The following is a 21634-nucleotide window of genomic DNA, read 5'->3' as shown; positions in this document are numbered from 1 at the left end:
CAAGCGGTTGTGGCGATGACGGTTTCAGCGTAAGCGGAACCAATGGCCGAGACCTATCCAAGCCCCCGTTTTGGAGCCCCCCGCGAACCGAAATCCCCCGCAAATCCGGGCAGCGGGCTCGTGCGCATGCTCGACATCGTCACGGCCAGCCATGCGCGCGCGGTCGCCTTCCTCGTGCTGTGTGCGCTGCTGCTGTTCCTGCCGGGCTTTTTCACCATCCCGCCGATCGACCGCGACGAAGCACGCTTCGCCCAAGCCACCAAGCAGATGGTGGAGAGCGGCGACTACGTCGATATCCGCTTCCAGGAAGACGTCCGCTACAAGAAGCCGATCGGCATCTACTGGCTGCAATCGGTGGCGGTCGAAGCCGCCACGGCGCTGAAGTTGCCCAAGGCGGAATTGCGCATCTGGGTCTACCGGCTGCCGTCGCTAATGGGCGCGATCGGCGCCGTGCTCATGACCTATTGGGCCGCGCTCGGCTTCGTCACGCGGCGCGCCGCGGTGCTGGCCGCGCTGATGATGTGCGCCTCCGTGCTGCTCGGTGTCGAGGCGCGGCTCGCGAAGACCGATGCAACGTTGCTGCTCTGCGTCGTCGCTGCGATGGGCGCGATGGCGCGGGCCTATCTGTCCTGGCAACGCGCCGAGGACGAGGTCCGTCCGCCATGGAGCTGGCCGGCGATCTTCTGGACCGCGCTGGCTATGGGCATCCTGATCAAAGGTCCGCTGATCCTGATGTTCGCGGGGCTTACCATCGTGGTGCTCGCGATCCAGGACCGCGATGCTTCGTGGCTGTGGAAGCTGCGCCCGGTCTGGGGCCTGATGTGGATGCTGGTGCTGGTGCTGCCCTGGTTCGTTGCGATCTTCTGGCGCGCCGGGGAAACCTTCTTCACCGACTCCGTCGGCGGCGACATGCTCAGCAAGCTCGGTGCCCAGGAATCCCACGGTGCCCCGCCAGGGCTGTATCTGGCGCTGTTCTGGATCACCTTCTGGCCCGGTGCGCCGCTCGCGGCGATGGCGGCGCCCGCGGTGTGGCGGGCGCGGCGCGAGCCGGGCGCGCAGTTCCTGCTGGCCTGGCTGATCCCGTCCTGGATCGTGTTCGAGGCGGTGCTGACCAAGCTGCCGCATTACGTGCTGCCGCTCTATCCGGCGATCGCGATCCTGACCGCAGGCGCGGTCGAGCGACGTGTGCTGTCGCGGTCCTGGCTGATGCGCGGCGCGGCCTGGTGGTTCGCGATTCCGGCGGCGGCCTCGATCATCGCGGTGGTCGGCGCGGTGATACTGACGCGGCAGCCGGCCTTCGTGGCCTGGCCCTTCATCGCGGCATCGCTGATCTTCGGCCTGTTCGCCTGGTGGCTCTACGACAACAATCGCGCCGAGCGCTCGCTGCTCAACGCGCTGGTCGCCGCCTTGATGCTGGCGGTGGTGGTCTACGGCATCGTGCTGCCGTCCCTGACGCCGCTGTTTCCGAGCATCGAGATCGCGCGCGCGCTGCGCAACGTCACCTGCGTCGGACCGAAGGCGGCTGCGGCGGGTTATCACGAGCCGAGCCTCGTCTTCCTGGCGGGGACGAAGACGCTGCTGACCGACGGTTCCGGCGCGGCGGACTTCCTGCGGCAGGGCAGCTGCCGCTTTGCGCTGATCGAGCAGCGCTCGGAGCGCAGCTTCGTGCAGCGCGCCGAGGCGATCGGGCTGCGCTACAAGGTCGGCACGCGCATCGACGGTTATAATTTCTCGCAAGGGCGCGCGATCTCGATTTCGATCTTCCGCTCGGAAGGCACCGAATAGGATGCGGGCGCCGACCGAATCCGAGCCGCCTGGTGGCTATCTTGCGCAATTGCTCGCCGTGTCCCGGCGCGCGCTGGCGCAGCTCGTGCGATCGCCGTCCCATTCGCGCCGCGCAGAGGCCGCACGGAAGCTGGCGCGGCATTCGCTGTGGCTTGCCGTTGGGGGAGCGGTGCTGGTCATCGTCCTGATGATCACGTTCGACCAGACCGGGATCCTGCTGATGCCGCCGCGCGGCACGCCCAGCCTGTGGCCGATCCGCATCCTCACCGATTTCGGCAAGGACGAGTATCTGCTCTCGGTGCTGGGCGCCGCGCTGGTGGTTCTGGCGTTCGTTGCGGCGGGAGTGCATGGACCTCGCCGGGCGTTGCTGCTCGGCCTCGGCACGCGACTGCAATACGTGTTTCTTTCGATAGCTGTGTCGGCGCTCGTCGCCGAAATCCTGAAATACGTCATCGGTCGCGGGCGTCCCTTCGTTGGTGGCAAGGCAAATCCGTTCAACTTCGTCCCGTTCGAGGGGACGGGGGCCTATGCCAGCCTGCCCTCGGGGCATGCGGTGGCGGCGTTCGCGCTCGCGTTTGCCGTATCGGCATTGTGGCCGCGCATTCGCGTGGTCATGTTCACTTACGCGATCGTGATCCTGCTGACGCGCCTGGTGCTGCTGGCGCATCACCCGAGTGACGTGGTCGCCGGCGCCTTGGTCGGAACGGTCGGCGCCATGGCCGTCCGTTACTGGTTCGCGGCCCGAAAGCTCGGCTTTGCCATCCGAGCCGACGGCACCATCGTGCCGCTTGCGGGATCAATCCCGGGCCGGCTCAAAAGGGTTGCCCACGGGGCATCCGCCCCATAAAAGCGGCTGCCTGCCGAGGCCCTCGGTTCCCTCAAGGGCAGGTCATTCAACCACGAGCCTTGATTTGTCGACGTCCCAGCCTTCGGTTTCCATCGTCGTTCCCGTGCGCAACGAAGCCGACAACATCGCCCCGCTGATCGTCGAGATCGGTGCGGCGCTCGATGGCCGCTGGGACTACGAGATCATCTATGTCAACGATGGGTCGACCGATGCGACCGGCGAGAGGCTTGCGGCGATCATGGCACAGCGGAGCAATCTGCGGCAGCTCCGCCACGCCCGATCGGGCGGTCAATCCGCGGCGGTGCGCAGCGGCGTGCGTGCGGCGCGCGGAGCGATCGTGGCGACGCTCGACGGCGACGGCCAGAACAATCCGGCCTTCCTGCCGGACCTGATTGCGGCAGTGGAGAAGGGAGCAGGGCGCGTCGGCCTCGCTGCCGGGCAGCGCGTCGGTCGCAAGGATACCGGGTTCAAGAAATTCCAGTCGCGCGTGGCCAATGGGGTTCGCAACGCGATCCTGAAGGACGGGACGCGCGACACCGGCTGCGGCTTGAAGGCGTTCCGGCGCGACGTCTTCCTGATGCTGCCCTATTTCGACGGGCTGCATCGCTTCCTGCCGGCGCTGGTCCGCCGCGAAGGCTACGACGTCGCCTATGTCGACGTGGTCGACCGGCCGCGCCATTCCGGGGTATCGAACTACGGCTTCTTCGACCGGCTGTGGATCGGCATCATGGATCTCGCCGGCGTGTGGTGGCTGATCCGCCGCAAGAAGCCGACCCCCGAAGTCACCGAGGTGAACGCATGATCATTCAATACGGTCAGGCGCTGAGCAACTATCTCTACGACGTCTTCGTCGCCAAGTTCGACTTCTGGCTCGCGTTCGGCCTCGTCGCGCAATTGTTCTTCACGGCGCGCTTCCTGGTGCAGTGGATCGCGAGCGAGCGCGCCGGCAACAGCGTGGTGCCGATGGCATTCTGGTTCTGCTCGATGGGCGGCGGGCTGATGACGCTGGTCTACGGCGTCGTGAAGCGCGAGCCCGTCATCATCCTCGGGCAGTCGCTCGCGACCGTCATCTATATCAGAAACATCATGCTGATCTGGAAGAACCGCGGCACCGCCTCGAAGACGCTGGACCGCTGAGCTGAGGCACTGGCGGCGGCGGGCTCACATCGCCGCCTTGAGGGCTGCGAAGCCGCGGTCGAGATCGGTCTTGAGGTCGTCGACGCTCTCGAGCCCGATGTGAAGGCGCAACGTCGGTCCGCCCGGCGCCCATTTGGTCGCGGTGCGATAGCCGTCGCAATCGAAGGGGATCGCAAGGCTCTCGAACCCGCCCCAGGAGAAGCCCATGCCGAACAGCTTGAGCGTGTTGAGCATGGTGTCGACGGCCTGCTGCGGCGCCGGCTTCAGCACGATGCTGAACAGGCCGGATGCTCCTGTGAAGTCGCGCTTCCAGATGGCGTGACCGGGATCGGTCTCAAGCCCGGGATGCAGCACCCGCGCAACCTCAGGCCTCTCCGCCAGCCAGCGCGCCATCTCGAGCCCGGAGCGATGATGCTGCGCCAACCGCACCGACAACGTGCGCAGGCCGCGCAGGGCGAGGAAGACGTCATCGGGCCCGGCGCAAACGCCGAGCAGGCGGATGCCTTCGGCAATCATCGGCCAGGCCTTGGCGTTGGCCGAAATGGTCCCGAACATGATGTCGGAATGGCCGCCGATATACTTGGTGGCGGCCTGCATGCTGATGTCGACACCCTGTTCGAGCGAGCGGTGGTAGAGCGGGGTTGCCCAGGTGTTGTCGTCGATGACGAGCGCCCCTTTCGCATGCGCGACCTCGGCGATGGCGCGGATGTCCGGCATCTCGAACGATTGCGAGCCCGGAGCTTCCACCAGCACCGCGCGGGTGTTGGGCTTGAACAGCTTGTCGACGCCCGCGCCGATCAACGGATCGAAATAGGTGGTCTCGACGCCGTAGCGGGCGAGCATGCCGTTGCAGAAATTGCGCGAGGGCCTATAGACGTTGTCGACCACAAGGATATGGTCGCCTGCCTTCAGCACCGAGAGCAGGGTGGTGGAGATCGCCGACAGCCCCGACGGCACGATGCCGACGCCGGCGCATTGCGGCCCCTCCAGCGCCATCAGCGTCTCCTGGAACGCCTTGGTGGTGGGGGAACCGTGGCGGCCATAGGTGAACTCGCCGCGATGGGCGTGCAGGTCCTCGGCGGTTGGATAGAGCACGGTCGAGCCGTGGAAGACAGGTGGATTGACGAACCCCTTCTGCGCCTTGGTGTCGCGGCCGGAGGTGACCAGCCGGGTCTCGGCGTGCTGCTGGGAGGGGTGCGAGGAATCCATGCGTCTGCCTTCAAAACCGCGTTTCCGCGGGACGCAAGCGCGCCCGCGCGACGGCCGAAAGGCCGTCATCGTTAATAACAGAACACAGAAGACTCCCGTCAACCCCTTGACCCGGCAAGCCAGTCGTTCTGTGATGCGCAGGTGCTATTCAGTCGCCGCATGTTGAGGGGCCTGCCGCGATCTTCGTTCCATCGTCCGACCGGACCGCGCGCCGCAGCCGCAACGGCGGGCGCCTTTCGGAGGGATGAAGGTATGGCCTCCCGAGATTGGCGAGTGTTCGGCAAGGTTTCCCAGCATGACTCTTGCAAGGCCAGATCTTAGAAGACCTGGCCTGGCGGAACGATCCTGAGACAACATTCCTGACCTTGAGACGACCTTGAAAGGCCCAAAGCCCATGAAACGCGTAGCCCTGGCTCTCACTCTTGCTCTCGCCGCCGGCCTCACTGCCCAAGCCGCTAATGCGCAAACGCTCAAGACCGTCAAGGACCGTGGCATGCTGTCCTGCGGCGTCAGCCAGGGCCTGCCTGGTTTCTCCTCGCCCGACGACAAGGGCAACTGGACCGGTCTCGACGTCGACGTCTGCCGCGCCATCGCCGGCGCGATCTTCAACGATCCGGCCAAGGTCAAGTTCGTGCCGCTGTCCGCCAAGGATCGTTTCACCGCGCTGCAGTCCGGCGAGATCGACGTGCTCTCGCGCAACACCACCTGGACCATCTCGCGCGACACCTCGCTCGGCGCCAATTTCACCGGCGTGACCTACTACGACGGGCAGGGCTTCATGGTGAAGAAGTCGCTCAAGGTGAATTCGGCGCTCGAGCTCAACAGCGCATCGGTCTGCGTGCAGACCGGCACCACCACCGAGCAGAATCTCGCCGACTACTTCAAGGCCAACAACATGAAGTACGAGGTGATCGCGTTCGCCACCAACGACGAAACGGTCAAGGCCTATGAAGCCGGGCGCTGCGACGTCTTCACCACGGACCAGTCGGGCCTGTACGCCAACCGCCTCAAGCTCGCCAGCCCCAACGACCACATGGTGCTGCCCGAGATTATCTCAAAGGAGCCGCTCGGCCCGATGGTGCGCCACGGCGACGACCAGTGGTTCGACATCGTGAAATGGACGCTGTTCGCGATGATCACCGCCGAAGAGCTCGGGGTGACCTCGAAGAACGTCGACGAGAAGGCGAAGCTGGAGAACCCGGAGATGAAGCGGGTTCTCGGCAGCGACGGCAATTTCGGCGAGCAGCTCGGCCTGACCAAGGATTGGGTGGTGCGGATCGTGAAGACGGTCGGCAATTACGGCGAGGTGTTCGATCGCAACGTCGGCGCGGGCTCGCCGCTCGCCATCAACCGCGGTATCAACAATCTCTGGAACAAGGGTGGTCTTCAGTACGCGCCGCCGATCCGCTGATCACGCCTGATCGGCTGCCGGCGGCATGAGCACCGAGGCCCGAAAACCGCCGCTCCAGATCGCGCTGAAGATTCGGCGCATTCTGGGCGGCAAGGCAGGCTGGAACGGCGTCGCCGTCCAGTTTGCCTTCGCGGCGATCCTGGGCTGGATCGGCTACGAGATCGTCTCAAATGCGCGCGCCAATCTCGAAAACCAGCACATTGCCGCCGGCTTCGGGTTCCTGCGCAACAACGCCGGTTTCGACGTCAACCAAACCCTGATCCCCTATACCGGCTCGGACACGTTCCTGCGCGTGTTCGTGGTCGGGCTATTGAACACGCTCGTGGTCTCGGTCGTCGGCATCGTCTTCGCCACCGTGTTCGGCTTCGTCGTCGCGCTGTGCCGGCTGTCGCCGAACTGGCTGCTGTCGCGCATCGGCGAGATCTATGTCGAGGTCATTCGCAATCTGCCGCTCTTGTTCCAGATCCTGTTCTGGTATCTGGCGGTGCTCGCGGCATTGCCCAATCCGCGGCAGAGCATCTCGTTGTTCGGCATCGCCTTCATCAGCAATCGCGGCCTCGTCGTGCCCAGTCCGATCGGCCAGAGCGGTCTCGAACCGTTCCTTGCGATGCTGGGCCTCGGCATCGTCGCCTCGCTGGCCCTGCGTTTCTACGCAAGGCGAGCGCTGTTTCAGCGTGGCCAAGTGATCCGCATCTGGCCTTACGTGCTTACCCTGCTGGTCGGACTGCCGCTCGCCACCGTGCTGATATTTGGCCTGCCCCTCACCTTCGAGCTGCCGCAGCTGAGGGGATTCAATTTCGCCGGCGGCTCGCGCATCATCCCGGAATTCGTGGCGCTGACGGTGGCGCTGTCGACCTATACCGCGGCCTTCATCGCCGAGATCGTGCGCGCCGGCATCCTGTCCGTCCACAAGGGGCAGATGGAGGCGGGGGCCTCGCTGGGCCTCAGCCGCGGCGCCACGCTCCGCCTGATCGTCGTGCCGCAGGCGATGCGCGTCATCGTGCCGCCGCTGACCAACCAGTATCTCAATCTCACCAAGAACTCCTCGCTGGCGGTCGCGATCGGCTATCCAGACCTCGTCTCGGTGTTTGCCGGCACGTCGCTGAGCCAGACCGGGCAGGCGATCGAGATCATCGCCATGACGATGGGCATGTACCTCCTGATCTCGCTCGTCACCAGTGCCATCATGAGCGTCTATGGCTGGCGCGTCAGCCGGAGCCTGGGCGCATGAGCGATGTCGTCTCGTCCGGCTTCGTCCGCAGTGACCTGATTGCCGAGCGCCCCGCGCCGGTGAAGACCACCGGCTTCATCGGCCTGATGCGCACGCGCCTGTTCAACTCGCCGACCAATATCCTGCTGACGATCCTGGGCGCCTTGCTGCTCTGGTACACGATCGTCCCGTCCGTCAAGTTCCTGATGGTCGATGCGGTGTGGAGCGGCAAGGACCGCACCGCGTGTCTTGCCGAGAACGCGGGTTTTGCGGTCGGCGCCTGCTGGCCCTACATCCAGGCCAAGCTCCCGCAGCTGATCTACGGCTTCTATCCAGAAGCCGAGCGTTGGAGGGTCAATCTCACGTTCCTCCTGGCTGTGGTCCTGCTGGTGCCGATGCTCGTGCCGCGGCTGCCGGCGAAGGGCCTGAACGCCGGCCTGTTCTTCGTCGCGTTTCCGGTGGTCGCCTTCTTCCTGCTGCACGGCGGCGGCATCAAAGGCTTCGGCCTGAGCTGGACGGCCGGTGTCCTGCAGCTGTTCGACGAAAGCATCGTCGGTGCCGGACAGGCGCTGCTCGGTCTCAGCAAGAACTCGGCGATCGGTCCGCTGCTGTGGGGCCTCGGAAACCTTATCGTGCTGTTCGGTACGGCGGTCCATTGGCTGATCTTTCCGCTCACCTGGCTGCGCGATTACATCCAGGGGACGGGCCAGCCGGTTTGGGCCGATTTCGCGGTGACGGCCGCGATCACGTGCCTGATCGCTTTCGTTCTTGGCGGCGGCGTTCGCACCGGTGGACGGGCTCTGGCATCGAGCATCGCCACCTTCATCGGCATCGCCGTCGTCATCAAGCTGATGGATCTCGATCACGGCGGATTGCCGATCGTAACGACGAATCTTTGGGGCGGACTGCTGGTGACGCTGGTGGTCTCCGTCACCGGCATCGTCACCTCGCTGCCGATCGGCATCGCGCTTGCGCTCGGCCGCCGCTCGACTATTCCCTTGATCCGGATCTTCTCGATCGCGTTCATCGAGTTTTGGCGCGGCGTGCCGCTGATCACCGTGCTGTTCTTCGCCACCTACATGCTGCCCTTGTTCCTGCCCGGCAATTTCACCGTCGACGGTCTGGTGCGCGCGCTGATCGGCATTGCGCTGTTCACCGGCGCCTATCAGGCGGAGAACGTCCGCGGCGGGCTTGCCGCGATCCCGCGCGGGCAAACCGAGGCGGCGGCCGCCCTCGGGCTCTCCTGGTGGAAGACGACTTCGCTGATCGTGCTGCCGCAGGGGTTGCGCCACGTCATTCCAAACCTCGTCAACAGCTTCATCTCGCTGTTCAAGGACACCTCGCTGGTCTCGATCGTCGCGCTGTTCGATCTCTTGGGCTCGCTGCGCGCCTCGTTCTCGGATCCGAAATGGTCGACACCGTCGACCGCGTTCACGGGCTTTGCCTTTGCCGGGATCGTCTATTTCATCTTCTGCTTTGGAATGTCGCGCTACTCGCTGTTCGTCGAGCACCGCCTCAATGCCCACCGCCGCAGCTGATCGAGGCCGCCATGTCCGACCCCATCGTCAAGATTTCCGGACTGAACAAATGGTACGGCGAATTCCACGTCCTGCGTGACATCGACCTTTCGGTCCGCAAGGGCGAGCGCATCGTGATTTGCGGTCCCTCCGGCTCGGGCAAGTCGACCCTGATCCGCTGCATCAATGCGCTGGAGGAATTCCAGGAGGGCGAGATCGTCGTCGACGGCATCGAGCTTGGGCCGAACCTCGCGCACGTCGACGCGGTGCGTCGTGAAGTCGGCATGGTGTTCCAGAGCTTCAATCTGTTTCCGCACCTGACCGTGCTCGACAATTGCACGCTGGCGCCGATCTGGGTCCGCAACATCCCCAAGAAAGACGCCGAGGCGACCGCGATGAAGTTCCTGGAGCGGGTCAAGATCCCGCATCAGGCCAACAAGTTTCCTGGCCAGATGTCTGGCGGCCAGCAGCAGCGCGTCGCGATCGCGCGGGCCCTGACCATGAATCCGAAAGTCATGCTGTTCGACGAGCCGACCTCGGCGCTCGACCCCGAGATGGTCAAGGAGGTGCTCGACACCATGGTCGACCTCGCAGAGGAGGGCATGACCATGCTTGTCGTCACCCACGAGATGGGTTTCGCCCGCGAGGTGGCCAACCGCGTCGTGTTCATGGACGCCGGCCAGATCATCGAGGCCAACACCCCGAACGAATTCTTTGCAGCTCCGCGGCACGCCCGCACCAAGCTGTTCCTGAGCCAGATTTTGCGGTGAGACCTATTGCGGGCCGCGCTGGTCCAGCAGACCGCAAGCTTGGCACCATCCGAATCAGCTCGTCTGTTTCCGGGCCATCCTCCGGAGAAAGACCTTGCAGAGCAGTGCCGGCGCGCGCGCCTACCAGACGGGGCGACTGGAAAAGAAGCTGAAGAAGCAGGCGGACGCCGTCATGGCGTTTGCGATCGAGGCGCTCGGGCAGGGCAGGCTTGATGAGGCCGAGCTGCTCTGCCGCGAGATCCTGAGAGAGGTTCCGGACCATTTCCATGCCACGCATTTGCTCGGCCTGCGCGCTTTTGACGGTGGGCGGTTGCAGGAGGCCGAATTCCTGCTCCAGCGTGCGACCGCGCTCGATCCGCGCTCGCCCGATGCACATGGCAATCTCGGGGCCGTCTATTTCGCGCTCGAGAAATTCAGCGATGCCCGCGCATGCCAGGAGAAGGCCATCGCGCTGAAGCCGGATTGTCCGATCACCCTGACCAATCTCGGCAACACGCTGCTGCACCTCGGCCTCGGTCAAGAGGCGGTCGGGCTGCACGAGCGTGCGATCAGGCTGAAGCCGGACTATGCCGATGCGTTCTGCAACCGCGGCATGGCGGAATTGATGACTGGCCAGTTGGGGCGCGCCAAGGACAGCTTCGATCGCGCCATGTCGTTGCAGCCGCATCATGCGGAGGCGATCGCCGGCAAGGGCATGGTGAGCCTGGAGCTCCGGCACTTCGAGGAGGCGGCCGCCGCCTTCGACGCGGCGCTCGCGATCAAGCCGGGCTCTCCGCGGATCCTGCTGCAGCGCGGACGGCTCAATTTGAGCCTGTCCCGGCTGGAGCAGGCTGCCGCGGACCTCGATGCGGCGCTGGCGCAATCGCCGCGGCTCGAGCTCGCACTTTGCTGGCGGGCGCAGATCGACATTCTCGCGGGAAACACGGCGCGGGCGATGGCGGGCGTCAAGACGCTGCTCGAGGTCAACCCGCGATCCGAGATGGGCTTGGCGCTTCTGGCGGCTTGCCACGTGAACCAGGGCGACATCGCCGCCGCGCTCGGGCACCTCGACGCGGCGCTCGAGATCGCGCCGGACTTTCCGGAGGCCATCGGATACAGGATCTTCGTGCTGGACTACCTGCCGGAGGCCGATTTCGCGGCCCAGCAGGCCGCGCGAAAATACTGGTGGGACGCCATTGGCGCGAAGCTCACGCAAAGGACGCTGTTGCCGCGCAAGCTCGATCCGGACCGGCGGATCGTGATCGGTTATGTCGCGTCCGAATTCAGGAACCACTCGGCGGCGTACTCTCTGCTGCCGGTGCTGACCCATCATGACCGTACCAAGTTCAAGATCGTCTGTTATTCCTGCTGGCCGTTGCAGGATGAGATGACCGAGCAGTTCAAGTCTCTCGCCGATGTCTGGGTCGATGCCGCGCAATTGTCAGACGACGAACTGGCCGATAGTATTCAGGCGGATGGGATCGACATTTTGATCGATGTGTCCGGGCACACGACCGGCAGCCGGCTTCACGTCTTCGCCCGCAAGCCGGCGCCCATCCAGGTCACGGGCTTTGGGCACGCGACGGGGACGGGCCTCAAGACCATGGACTACGTGCTCGCGGATCCGATCTTCATTCCGCAATCGGCCCGGCACCTGCTGGCCGAGAAAGTCCACGATCTGCCCTGCCTGATCACGATCGATCCGATCCTGGACGTGCCGCCGTCGGAGCCTCCCATGCTACGCAACGGCTACGTGACGTTCGGCGTGTTCAACCGCATCTTCAAGATATCGGACGAAGCCATCGGCGTGTGGTCGAAGGTAATGGGCGCAGTGAGCGGATCAAAGATCGTCGTCAAGAACGGCATGCTCGACGATCCCCTGTTGCGCGAGCGCCTGGTGGCACGGTTCGCGGCCCAGGGGATCGCCGAAGACAGCGTTATCTGCATGGGTTCGACCTCGCGCCAGGAGCATCTGCGGGCCTTTGAGAACGTCGATATCTCGCTCGACACCTTCCCGCAGAACGGCGGGATCAGCACCTGGGAATCCCTCTATGCCGGCGTTCCGGTCGTGGCCAAGCTCGGTAACGGCGCCTCGTCGCGTGCGGGGGGCTCGATCGTGGCCGCCGTCGGCCTCGGGGACTGGGTCGCCGCCGACGACGAGGGTTACGCCGCGATCGCGTGCAAATATGCGGCGCAGCCCGCCCATCTGGCAAAGTTGCGGGCGGATCTGCCGGCGCGGATCGCAGCCTCGCCCGCCGGCAACGTCGAATTCTACACGCGTGAGGTCGAAGCGGCCTATCGCCGGTTCTGGCACGATCATTGTGCGGCGGCCCTGGAGCCGGCGTAGGAAGGCGGATCTTGCGCCGAGCCCCCGGGGAAACCCGGAGGCGATGGAGCTCCGGCGACCGGCCGGCCCGTGCTGCGAATCAGCTAGACTCTGCATCGGGCACCCTTCCGGAGAGACACCTTGCAGAAGAGCGGCGGCGCGCGCGCATTTCAGAATGCGCGATTGCAGAAGAAGTTGATGAAGCAGGCCGACGCCGTCCTCTCTGCCGCGGCGAGCGCCTATGGCCAGGGCAAATATGCCGAAACCGAGGCGCTTTGCCGCGAAATCCTGAAAGCTCTCCCTGACCATGTCGACGCCATGCATCTGCTCGGCATGTGCGCCCATGACGGCCGCCGTCTCGAGGAGGCGAAGGAGCTGCTGGAGCGCGTGATTGCGCTCGATCCCCGCCTGCACGATGCCCATAACAACCTCGCGACCGTGCATTTCGACCTCGGCAATTACGAGGAGGCGCGGCGGTGCCAGGAGAGGGCGATCGCGCTGAAGCCGAACTTCGTCGTCGCGCTGACCAATCTCGGCAACACGCTGATGCATTTGGGGCAGTACGCGAAGGCGCTCGAGATGCACGAGCGCGCCATCAAGATCAAACCCGATCATGCCGACGCGTTCTGCAATCGCGGCATGATCGAGATCTTGCTGGGACAGCTCACGAAGGCCAAGGAGAGTTTCGACCGCGCCCTGCTGTTTCAGCCGCGTCATGCCGAGGCCATCGTCGGGAGTGGCATGGTCAGCATGGAACTGCGGCACCACGAAGAGGCGGCCGCCAAATTCGCCATGGCGCTCGCGATCAAGCCGGGTGCGCCGAGGATCCTGGCCCAGCGCGGGCGGCTCAGCTACGAGCTGCAGCGTCTGGAGCCGGCGCTTGCGGATTTCGATGCTGCGCTGGCGGTCTCGCCCAAGCTCGAACTGGCGCTTCGGGGCAAGGCGCAGGTCTGCCTCGTCATGGGAAAGACCGCGCCGGCGATCGCGGCGGCCACGGCGTTGATCGAGCAGAATCCGCGCTCCGAGATCGGGCTGGCGATGATGGGCTTCGCGTTTTCAACCCAGGGCGACATGGACGCCGCCATCGAATATCTCGATCGCGCGCTGGCGATACGGCCGGACTATGGGGATGCGATCAGAGGCAAGATCTTCCTGGAGGACTACCGCGCCGAGGCCGATTTCGTCGTCCAGCAGGCGATACGAAAAACCTGGTGGGATCAGATCGGCTCCAAGCTACCGCAACGGACGCTGCCCAGGCGGCCGCTCCATCCGGAGAAGCGGATCGTGGTCGGCTATGTCGCCGCCGAATTCCGGCAGCACTCGGCGGGACTCACCCTGCTGCCGGTGCTGCGCAACCATGATCACGCCAGGTTTGAGATCATCTGCTATTATTCCTGGCCGGGAGAAGACGAGTACACCGCCAAGTTCAAGCAGCTGGCGGATGTCTGGGTCAACGCCTGGGGGCTCTCGGACGACGAGCTTGCCGACCGCATCCAGGCCGACAATGTCGACATCCTGATCGACGTGTCGGGCCACACGACCGGCAACAGGCTGCAGGCTTTCGCGCGGAAGCCGGCTCCGATCCAGGCCACCGGCTTCGGCCACGCGACGGGCACGGGCATGCCGACCATGGACTACGTGCTCGCCGATCCCATCTTCATACCGCCGTCGGTCCGCCACTTGTTTGCCGAGAAGATCCACGACCTGCCGTGCCTGATCACGATGGAGCCGGTCACCAATTTGCAGCCCTCCGAGCTGCCGATGCTGCACAACGGCTACGTCACCTTCGGCGTCTTCAACCGCATCTACAAGATCTCGGATGATGCGATCCGCGTGTGGTCGCGCATCATGCGGGAGGTGCCGGGATCGAAGATCATCCTCAAGCATGGTTTGCTTGATGATGCCCTGCTGCGCGACAGCCTGATCGCACGCTTCATCGCGCAAGGTATCGCCGAGGAGAACATCACCTGTCTCGGCACCACTTCGCGCGACGACCATCTGAGGGCGTTCGACAAAATCGATATCTCCCTCGACACGTTCCCGCAAAACGGCGGCATCAGCACCTGGGAATCCCTCTACAAGGGTGTTCCCGTCGTCGCCAAGCTCGGCATTGGAGCCTCCTCGCGTGCCGGCGCCTCCATCGTGACGGCCGTCGGACTCGGCGACTGGGTCGCCGAGGATGACGATGGCTATGTCGAGATCGCGCGCAAGTTTGCCTCGCAGCCCGAACATCTGGCGAAGTTGCGGGCGGGCCTGCCGGCTCAGATCGCAGCCTCGCCCGCCGGTAATGTCGAGATCTACACGCGGGAGCTCGAAGCCGGTTACCGCAAGTTCTGGCGTGACTATTGTGTCGCGGCCGCTGAAGGCGGCGAGGCTGCGGTCAGTGTGGCGGACGCACGCAGCGATGCCTGAACCCGCTCCTTCACGCGAGCCCCGGGACATCACGGACGCATTTCTGGTCCCGGACCCCGGCCGGGCCGGTGCGCGAATCAGTTAGACTCGCCGCGGGCCATCTTCCGGAGAGACACCTTGCAGAGCAGCGGCGCCGGCGCGCGCGCATTCCAGAATGCGCGGTTGCAGAAAAAATTGAAGAAGCAGGCCGACGCCGTCATTGCCGCCGCCGCGAGCGCCTATGGGCAGGGCCGATATGCCGAGACCGAGGCGCTCTGCCGCCAGATCGTGCTGGCCGTTCCGGATCATTTCGACGCGACGCATTTTCTTGGCCTGAGCGTGCAGCAGGGCGGCCGCCTCGACGAGGCGCAGCAGCTGCTCGAACGTGCGACCGCGCTCGATCCGCGGTCGCACGAGGCCCAGAGTAATCTCGCGGTCGTATATTCTGCGCTTCAGAAATTCGAAGCGGCCCGCGCCTGTCAGGAGAAGGCGATCGCGTTGAAGCCGAACTTTACGCCGGCTCTGGCCGGCCTCGGCAACACCTTGCTCCAGATGAACCGGCCCGACCAGGCCATCGCGTTTTATGACCGCGCCATCGCTCTGAAGCCCGACTATGCCGATGCGCTCTGCAATCGCGGCCTGGCCGAGTTGGCGTTGGGCCGGTTTGACCGCGCCGGGCAGAGTTTCGAGCGAGCGCTGTTGTTTCAGCCCCGTCACGCCGAGGCCCTTGTCGGCAAGGGGGTGGTCGCTACCGAACTCAAGCATTACGACAAGGCGGAAGCAGCGCTCGCAGCGGCGCTCGCGATCAGGCCCGGTTCGCCGAAAGTCCTCGCGCACCGCGGGCGGCTCAATTTTGCGCTGTCGCGGCCGGAGCAGGCGGCGGCGGATTTCGATGCCGCGCTCGCGCAGTCACCGAAGCTCGAAGTGGCGCTGCGGGGGAAGGCCGAGGTCGCGCTGAGCGTGGGGAATACGGCCCAGGCGATCGTGGCCTGCACGGCATTGCTCGAGGAGAATCCGCGCTCGCCGATCGCCTTGGCGCTGCTGAGCGCCTGCTTTGCCAACCAGGGCGAGACCGCAGCCGCGATCGAGCATCTCGATGCGGCGCTTGCAATCGCCCCCGACCAGCCTGACCTGATCGCGCGGAAGATCTACCTGCTGGACTATCTCTCCGAGGCTGATTTCGCGGTCCAGCAGGCGGCGCGCAAATCCTGGTGGGATGCGATCGGCGCCAGATTGCCGCGAAGGACGCTGGCGGCCCGGCCGCTCGATCCCGACAGGCGGATCGTGGTCGGCTATGTCGCTGCCGAGTTCTGGTACCACTCAGCGGCGTTTGGCCTGTTACCGGTGCTGCGCCATCATGACCGCACCAAATTCGAGATCGTCTGCTATTCGTGCTCGCCGCAGCGGGACGAGATGACGGCCAGATTCAATTCGGTGGCCGACGTCTGGGTCGACGCCTGGCAGCTGTCCGACGACGAACTGGCCGATCGCATCGAGGCCGACAAGGTGGACATCCTGATCGACGTATCAGGGCATACGACCGGCAACAGGCTGCCGGTATTCGCCCGCAAGCCGGCGCCGGTCCAGGTCACGGGATTCGGGCACGCCACCGGCACCGGCCTGCAGACCATGGACTACGTCCTGGCGGACCCGATCTTCATTCCGCAATCGGCGCGACATCTGCTGGCCGAAAAGGTCTATGACCTGCCGTGCCTGATCACGACCGATCCCATCCTGGATGTGCCGCCTTCGGAGCTTCCCATGCTCCGCAACGGCCATGTGACGTTCGGCGTGTTCAACCGTATCAACAAGATCTCGGACGAGGCCATCCGCGTCTGGTCGAACGTGATGCGGGAGCTGATCGGATCGAGGATCGTCATCAAGCATACGCTGCTCGACGATCCCATGGTGCGCGATGGTCTTCTTGCGCGATTTGTGGCGCATGGAATTGCCGAAGAGAACATCATCTGCATGGGCTCGTCCGAGCGCGCCGAGCATCTGCGGGCCTTCGCGAAGGTCGATATTTCGCTCGATCCATTCCCGCAGAATGGGGGCGTCAGCACCTGGGAATCCCTCTATGCGGGCGTTCCCGTCGTCGCCAAGCTCGGCCACGGCGCATCCTCGCGCGCCGGCGGGTCGATCGTGGCGGCCGTCGGCCTCAATGACTGGGTCGCCGAGGACGACGAGGGCTACGCTGCGATCGCATGCAAATTTGCGGCGCAGCCCGCCCATCTGGCAAAGTTACGCGCGGAGTTGCCGGCTCGGATCGCAGCTTCGGCCGCCGGCAATGTCGAAATCTACACGCGCAGGGTCGAGGAGGGGTACCGCCAGTTTTGGCGCGATTATTGTGCCGCGGCCGCAGAACGCGGCGAGACCGCGTAGCCGGACGAGGCAATCATACGAAGGGCGGCTTGATGTTGCTGCGCTTCTCCAGCCACTCCGGCACCGGCAGGTTCTTGGCGCGCATGAAGTCGGCGTTGAACAGCTTGGACAGGTAGCGGCTGCCGGAATCGCACAGCACGGTGACGACCGTCTTGCCGGGTCCTAACTGCTTCGCAAGCCGCATCGCGCCGACGACGTTGACGCCGGTCGAGCCACCGAGGCACAGGCCCTCCTGCTGGAGCAGCTCGTAGATCGCGCTGACGGCCTCAGTGTCGGGAATGAGGTAGGCGTCATCGACCTTGGCGGTCTCGACGATCGCAGTGGCGCGGTTGAGGCCGATACCTTCGGTGATCGAGCCGCCGGGCGTGGCCTTGGGATCGCCGGTCCTGAAATACTCGTACATGCCGGCGCCGTGCGGATCGGCGCAGGCGATGCGGATGTCCTTGTTCTTCTCTTTCAGATAACGGCTGACTCCGGCGATCGTGCCGCCGCTGCCGACCGAGCAGACGAAGCCGTCGACCTTGCCGCCGGTCTGCTCCCAGATCTCGGGCCCAGTGGATTCGTAGTGTGCCTTCGCGTTGTCGAGGTTGTTCCACTGATCGGCAAACAACACGCCGTTGGGCTCGGTCTTGCGCAACTCGTCGGCGAGACGGCGACCGACGTGCTGGTAGTTGTTGGGATTGGCGAACGGAAGGGCCGGCACCTCGATCAGCTCGGCGCCGCACAGCTTCAGAAAGTCCTTCTTTTCCTGGCTCTGCGTCTCCGGGATCACGATGAGCGTGCGGTAGCCGCGCGCGCTGGCGACGACCGCGAGTCCGATGCCGGTATTCCCGGCCGTCGCTTCCACCACGAGACCGCCGGGCTTGAGCTCGCCGCGCTTCTCCGCCTCCAGGATCATCCATTTGCCGGCGCGGTCCTTGACCGACTGACCAGGATTCATGAACTCGGCCTTGCCCAGGATGGTGCAGCCGGTCAATTCCGAGGCGCGCTTGAGCTTGATGAGGGGGGTGTTGCCGATGGCTTCGACAACGTCGTTACGAATGGTCATGTCAGGGGAAATCACTACCAAAGGGGTTGATCAGCTTTGGCTTAAACCTAGTGCTTGGCAGGCCAAAGGGGAAGGCTTTTGCGCTGCGGCGAACGCGGCCGAAATGTCAGTCCAAACAGTCATATGCCGAGGACAGAGGGCCGATGAGGCGCTCGGCCGCGAGGCGGGATATCGGTAGGATGAAATGACCAAACCCGGTCAGCTCAGGAAAAGATAACGCTCGTCATGAGTGACCCTGCGAGCAAGTCTTGCCAGGTGCGACATGGATCGGCTTAGAGGGGGCGCGAAGCCGAGGAGATTTGGTCACGATAGGCAGCGGCGCAGACGGCAATTGACGGTCTCGTGAGTTGGCCAGCTGCCGCGATTGAGCTCAAGACGCCCGGATGCGGCCCCTCGAGGGCTCAGCAGCCGGTGTGGCCGCAATATCACATGAAATCTTGGTAAGCTTGATCGTGTTTCCGGATGTTTTTTTGATCAGAGAAGTCACTGCGAGACAGGTAGATCTGAGATTTTCGCCAGTTCGCTGCCAGCGCACCGGCATGGGGATCTCGCAACCGCGGCACTGTCCCGTCATGCCGCGCCCGGCTAGTATGGGTCAGGTTCCGCAGAAAGCATCACGGCCGTGAACGCGTCGTCCAAAGCCTCCCGACCCTCCCGTCGCGAATCGGTTAATCCGGCCGCGCGGCGGCTCCAGGGTCTGCCCGGCAGGGGCTGGATGTGACACAAAAAATTCCTGCGATCGCCACGCGGCGGTCTGTCGGTTCTGCATCGCGGACGCGGCGCTTGGCGCGTTGGCTTGCGGCGCTGTGCCTCTCCGCCGGTTCCGGTGCCTGCGTACTGACCCAGGATCTGCCCGATCCTGCGCTCGACGTTCCCACCCAGTACAAATATGCCGGCAAGGGCGATGCGCCGCCCTCGCTGGATTGGTGGCGCGGCTTCCGCTCAGCTGAGCTGACGCAGTTGATGCAGGAGGCGCAGACCGTCAATCTCGACATCGCCGCGGCCGTTGCGCGCATCGTCCAGGCCGACGCCCAGGCGCGACAGGCGGGCGCGGCGCTGCTGCCGAGCGTGTCGACGGGCGGCTCGGAAACCTATTCACGCACCTCGGGCTCCAGCGCTTCTGGCCTGTCGATCGGCGGACGCGAGGTCGTCAACTATTCGGCTTCGCTCAGCGCGAGCTACCAGCTAGACTTCTGGGGCCAGAATCGTGCCGCGTTGCAGACCGCCGAAGAGACGGCGAACGCCAACCGGTTCGATCGCGACACGGTCGCGCTGACGACGCTGGCGGCCGTCGCCAATGCCTATTTCCAGGTGCTGGCCTCGCAGGACCGCATCAGAACCTCGCAGCGCAATATCGCGAGCGCGCAGCGTATTCTCGACGCGGTCAGGGAACGGCGCAGCGCCGGCACCGGTACCGATCTCGACGTCGCCCAGCAGGAGAGCGTGCTTGCGAACCAGAAGGCCCTGGTTCCGCCACTTCGGCAGACGCTCGACCAGAACGTCAACGCGCTGGCCGTGCTGATCTCGCGGCCGCCGGAGAGCGTGCGCGTGCATGGCGGCTCCCTGGACCGGATCGCGATCCCGCGTGTCGCGCCCGGCTTGCCGTCGGAACTGCTGACGCAGCGGCCCGACATCCGCCGCCAGGAGGCGCAGCTTGCCTCTGCGACCGCCAATATCGGCAATGCGCGCGCGCAGTTCTTTCCGACCATCCAGCTCACCGGCAATGGCGGCTATCAGAGTTCGGCGCTGGTCTCGCTGTTCCAGCCGCATGCGGCGTTCTTCCAGCTCGTCGGCAGCGCGACCCAGCCGATCTTCGACGGCGGCCGGATCCTCGGCAATTTCGAGTTCGCCAAGGCGCGGCAGGACGAACTGCTCCAGACCTACCGCAAGACCATCATCCAGGCTTTTGCCGACGTCGACAACGCACTGTTCTCGATCAAGCAGACCACGATCCGGCTGCAATTGCAGCGTGTCGTCGTCGCCGCCTCGCGCCGCGCCTTCGATCTGTCCGAGCAGCAATTGCGCGCCGGCACCGCCGACATCGTCACGGTGCTCAACACCCAGCTGACGCTGTTCCAGGCGGAAGACGCGCTGTTGCAGGCCCAGCTCGCACGGCTTCTTGCCATCGTCAGCCTGTACCAGGCGCTCGGCGGCGGCTGGGAGCCGCGAATGGAGAAACCGGTCAATGCTCTTTAAGCCCGACACGAAACAAGGGGCGGGAGAGGGGGCGGCGAAGAGATCGCGCGGCCGGGGCTTCGTCATGAGCTTGGTCACGCTCGCGATCCTCGGGGGCCTCGGTTACGTTGCCTGGTTTGCGATGCAGCAGCAGCAGGCGAACAATCGCAATCAGCGCCCCGATCTGCCGGTGCCGGTGCTGGCGGCCACCCCGCGCATCCAGGACGTGCCGGTCTATCTCGACGGCGTCGGCGCAATCCGCGCGCTCAACACCGTAACGGTGCGCTCGCAGGTCGATGGCAAGCTGATCGCGGTCAATTTCACGGAAGGCCAGGACGTCAAGAAGGGCGACGTGCTCGGCGAAATCGATCCGGCGATCTATCAGGCGCAGTACGACCAGGCCGTGGCCAAGAAGGCGCAGGATCAGGCGCAACTCGCCAACCAGCGCATCGACCTTGCGCGTTACGAGCAGCTCGCCGCGTCCAACGCCGGTTCGAAGCAGCAGGCCGACACCCAGCGCGCGCTCGTGGCGCAGACCGAGGCGCTGGTCAAAGCCGACCAGGCAGCGATCGACAACGCGGCGGCGACGCTGAGCTACACCAAGATCGTAGCGCCGATCTCGGGTCGCGCCGGCCTGCGCCAGGTCGACCAGGGCAACATCATTCATGCCTCCGACACAACGGGCCTCGTGGTGATCACGCAATTGCAGCCGATCGCGGTGTGGTTCAGCCTGCCGCAGCAGCAGATCATGCGGGTCAATGCCGCCGCTGCAAAAGGCCCGCTCGCGGTCGACGTGTTCGGCAATGACGGCATCACGGTGATCGACACCGGCAAGCTCACCGGCATCGACAACCAGGTCGACCAGACCACCGGCACGCTCAAGCTCAAGGCCGAATTTCCCAACGCCAATTACCAGCTCTGGCCGGGCCAGTTCGTCAATGTCCGCCTCAAGGTCGAGACATTGAGGCAGGCGCTGGTGGTGCCAACCTCGGCCGTGCAGCGCGGCCCGGTCGGGACCTTCAGCTATGTCATCGGCGAGGACAACATCGTCTCGGCGAAGCCCGTGACGGTGACTCAGCAAAATGAGCACGAGGCGGTGATCGCCAGTGGCCTGTCGGCAAGCGACAAGGTCGTCACGACGGGATTTGCCAATCTGTCCGACGGCTCCAAGGTCATCATTGGCCGCGACGACCAGACCCCGTCGGCGGATATTGCTCCGCGCAAGCGCTCGCGCGGGCCGGACGCCCAGAAGAAGGATGGGGCGAGGGAAGGCCAGAACGACGGCCAGAAGGACGGCCAAGCCAAGGACGGCGAGTTTCGCGCCAAGCGCAAGAGCAGCGAGGGCGACCAGAAGGGACAGACCGGGCCGGCACCGGGGCCGGGGGCATCCGGAAGCGGAGCCAAGCAGCCATGATCCCGACAACAGCCGCATGAAGCGGCAGGCGTA

General features: G+C 64.8%; 15 protein-coding genes. 13 read left to right on the top strand and 2 right to left on the bottom strand.

The window, feature by feature from the left end; genetic code table 11:
* The first annotated feature begins 42 nt into the window (after positions 1-42).
* The 4 genes from AC3WLX_RS02080 (at position 43) to AC3WLX_RS02065 (ending at position 3769) form a co-directional block, all read left to right on the top strand.
* Positions 43-1785 (top strand): ArnT family glycosyltransferase, encoded by a 1743-nt coding sequence (locus tag AC3WLX_RS02080; RefSeq protein ID WP_492334498.1) that lies wholly within the window; start codon positions 43-45, stop codon positions 1783-1785.
* A 1-nt stretch (position 1786) separates the two neighbouring features.
* Entirely contained in the window at positions 1787-2632 is an 846-nt protein-coding gene (locus AC3WLX_RS02075; protein ID WP_492334497.1) for a phosphatase PAP2 family protein, read from the top strand.
* Positions 2633-2696: 64 nt separating this feature from the next.
* Entirely contained in the window at positions 2697-3434 is a 738-nt protein-coding gene (locus tag AC3WLX_RS02070) for a glycosyltransferase family 2 protein (protein ID WP_492334496.1), read from the top strand.
* Entirely contained in the window at positions 3431-3769 is a 339-nt protein-coding gene (locus tag AC3WLX_RS02065) for a lipid-A-disaccharide synthase N-terminal domain-containing protein (RefSeq protein WP_008559030.1), read from the top strand. Before AC3WLX_RS02070 ends, AC3WLX_RS02065 begins: the two co-directional genes overlap by 4 nt.
* Before the next feature lie 24 nt (positions 3770-3793).
* Here the strand turns inward: AC3WLX_RS02065 and metC are convergent, their stop codons facing one another.
* Positions 3794-4978, bottom strand: a complete 1185-nt coding sequence (metC, locus tag AC3WLX_RS02060; RefSeq protein ID WP_492334495.1) for a cystathionine beta-lyase — start codon at positions 4976-4978, stop codon at positions 3794-3796.
* Between the two features lie 394 nt (positions 4979-5372).
* On the opposite strand from metC, the gene AC3WLX_RS02055 reads away from it, so the two are divergent.
* The 7 genes from AC3WLX_RS02055 (at position 5373) to AC3WLX_RS02025 (ending at position 16964) form a co-directional block, all read left to right on the top strand.
* The gene (locus AC3WLX_RS02055) at positions 5373-6389 is read left to right on the top strand and encodes an amino acid ABC transporter substrate-binding protein (protein WP_492334494.1); all 1017 of its coding nucleotides are present in this window, start codon (positions 5373-5375) and stop codon (positions 6387-6389) included.
* A 25-nt stretch (positions 6390-6414) separates the two neighbouring features.
* Complete coding sequence (locus AC3WLX_RS02050; protein ID WP_492334493.1) at positions 6415-7620, top strand: amino acid ABC transporter permease; 1206 nt, start codon at positions 6415-6417, stop codon at positions 7618-7620.
* Entirely contained in the window at positions 7617-9137 is a 1521-nt protein-coding gene (locus AC3WLX_RS02045) for an amino acid ABC transporter permease (RefSeq protein ID WP_492334492.1), read from the top strand. Before AC3WLX_RS02050 ends, AC3WLX_RS02045 begins: the two co-directional genes overlap by 4 nt.
* A gap of 11 nt (positions 9138-9148) precedes the next feature.
* Positions 9149-9886: an amino acid ABC transporter ATP-binding protein gene (locus AC3WLX_RS02040; protein ID WP_492334491.1), complete on the top strand. Its 738-nt coding sequence runs from the start codon at positions 9149-9151 to the stop codon at positions 9884-9886.
* A gap of 94 nt (positions 9887-9980) precedes the next feature.
* Complete coding sequence (locus AC3WLX_RS02035; RefSeq protein ID WP_492334490.1) at positions 9981-12212, top strand: O-linked N-acetylglucosamine transferase family protein; 2232 nt, start codon at positions 9981-9983, stop codon at positions 12210-12212.
* 120 nt (positions 12213-12332) lie between these two features.
* Positions 12333-14603, top strand: a complete 2271-nt coding sequence (locus AC3WLX_RS02030) for an O-linked N-acetylglucosamine transferase, SPINDLY family protein (RefSeq protein ID WP_492334489.1) — start codon at positions 12333-12335, stop codon at positions 14601-14603.
* 117 nt (positions 14604-14720) lie between these two features.
* Positions 14721-16964, top strand: coding sequence for an O-linked N-acetylglucosamine transferase family protein (locus AC3WLX_RS02025; RefSeq protein WP_492334488.1), 2244 nt, complete (start codon positions 14721-14723; stop codon positions 16962-16964).
* Positions 16965-16977: 13 nt separating this feature from the next.
* On the opposite strand, the gene AC3WLX_RS02020 is transcribed toward AC3WLX_RS02025, so the two are convergent.
* The gene (locus AC3WLX_RS02020; protein WP_492334487.1) at positions 16978-18012 is read right to left on the bottom strand and encodes a cysteine synthase A; all 1035 of its coding nucleotides are present in this window, start codon (positions 18010-18012) and stop codon (positions 16978-16980) included.
* Between the two features lie 711 nt (positions 18013-18723).
* Between AC3WLX_RS02020 and AC3WLX_RS02015 the strand changes: the two genes are divergently transcribed.
* Entirely contained in the window at positions 18724-20208 is a 1485-nt protein-coding gene (locus AC3WLX_RS02015) for an efflux transporter outer membrane subunit (protein ID WP_492335898.1), read from the top strand.
* Positions 20198-21601, top strand: coding sequence for an efflux RND transporter periplasmic adaptor subunit (locus tag AC3WLX_RS02010; protein ID WP_492334486.1), 1404 nt, complete (start codon positions 20198-20200; stop codon positions 21599-21601). Before AC3WLX_RS02015 ends, AC3WLX_RS02010 begins: the two co-directional genes overlap by 11 nt.
* The last annotated feature ends 33 nt before the right edge of the window (positions 21602-21634 follow it).

It is taken from the genome of Bradyrhizobium sp. FW305-F6, assembly GCF_058782905.1.
Note: the sequence above shows the minus strand (reverse complement) of the source record. Positions and strands in the feature narration are given on the sequence as shown.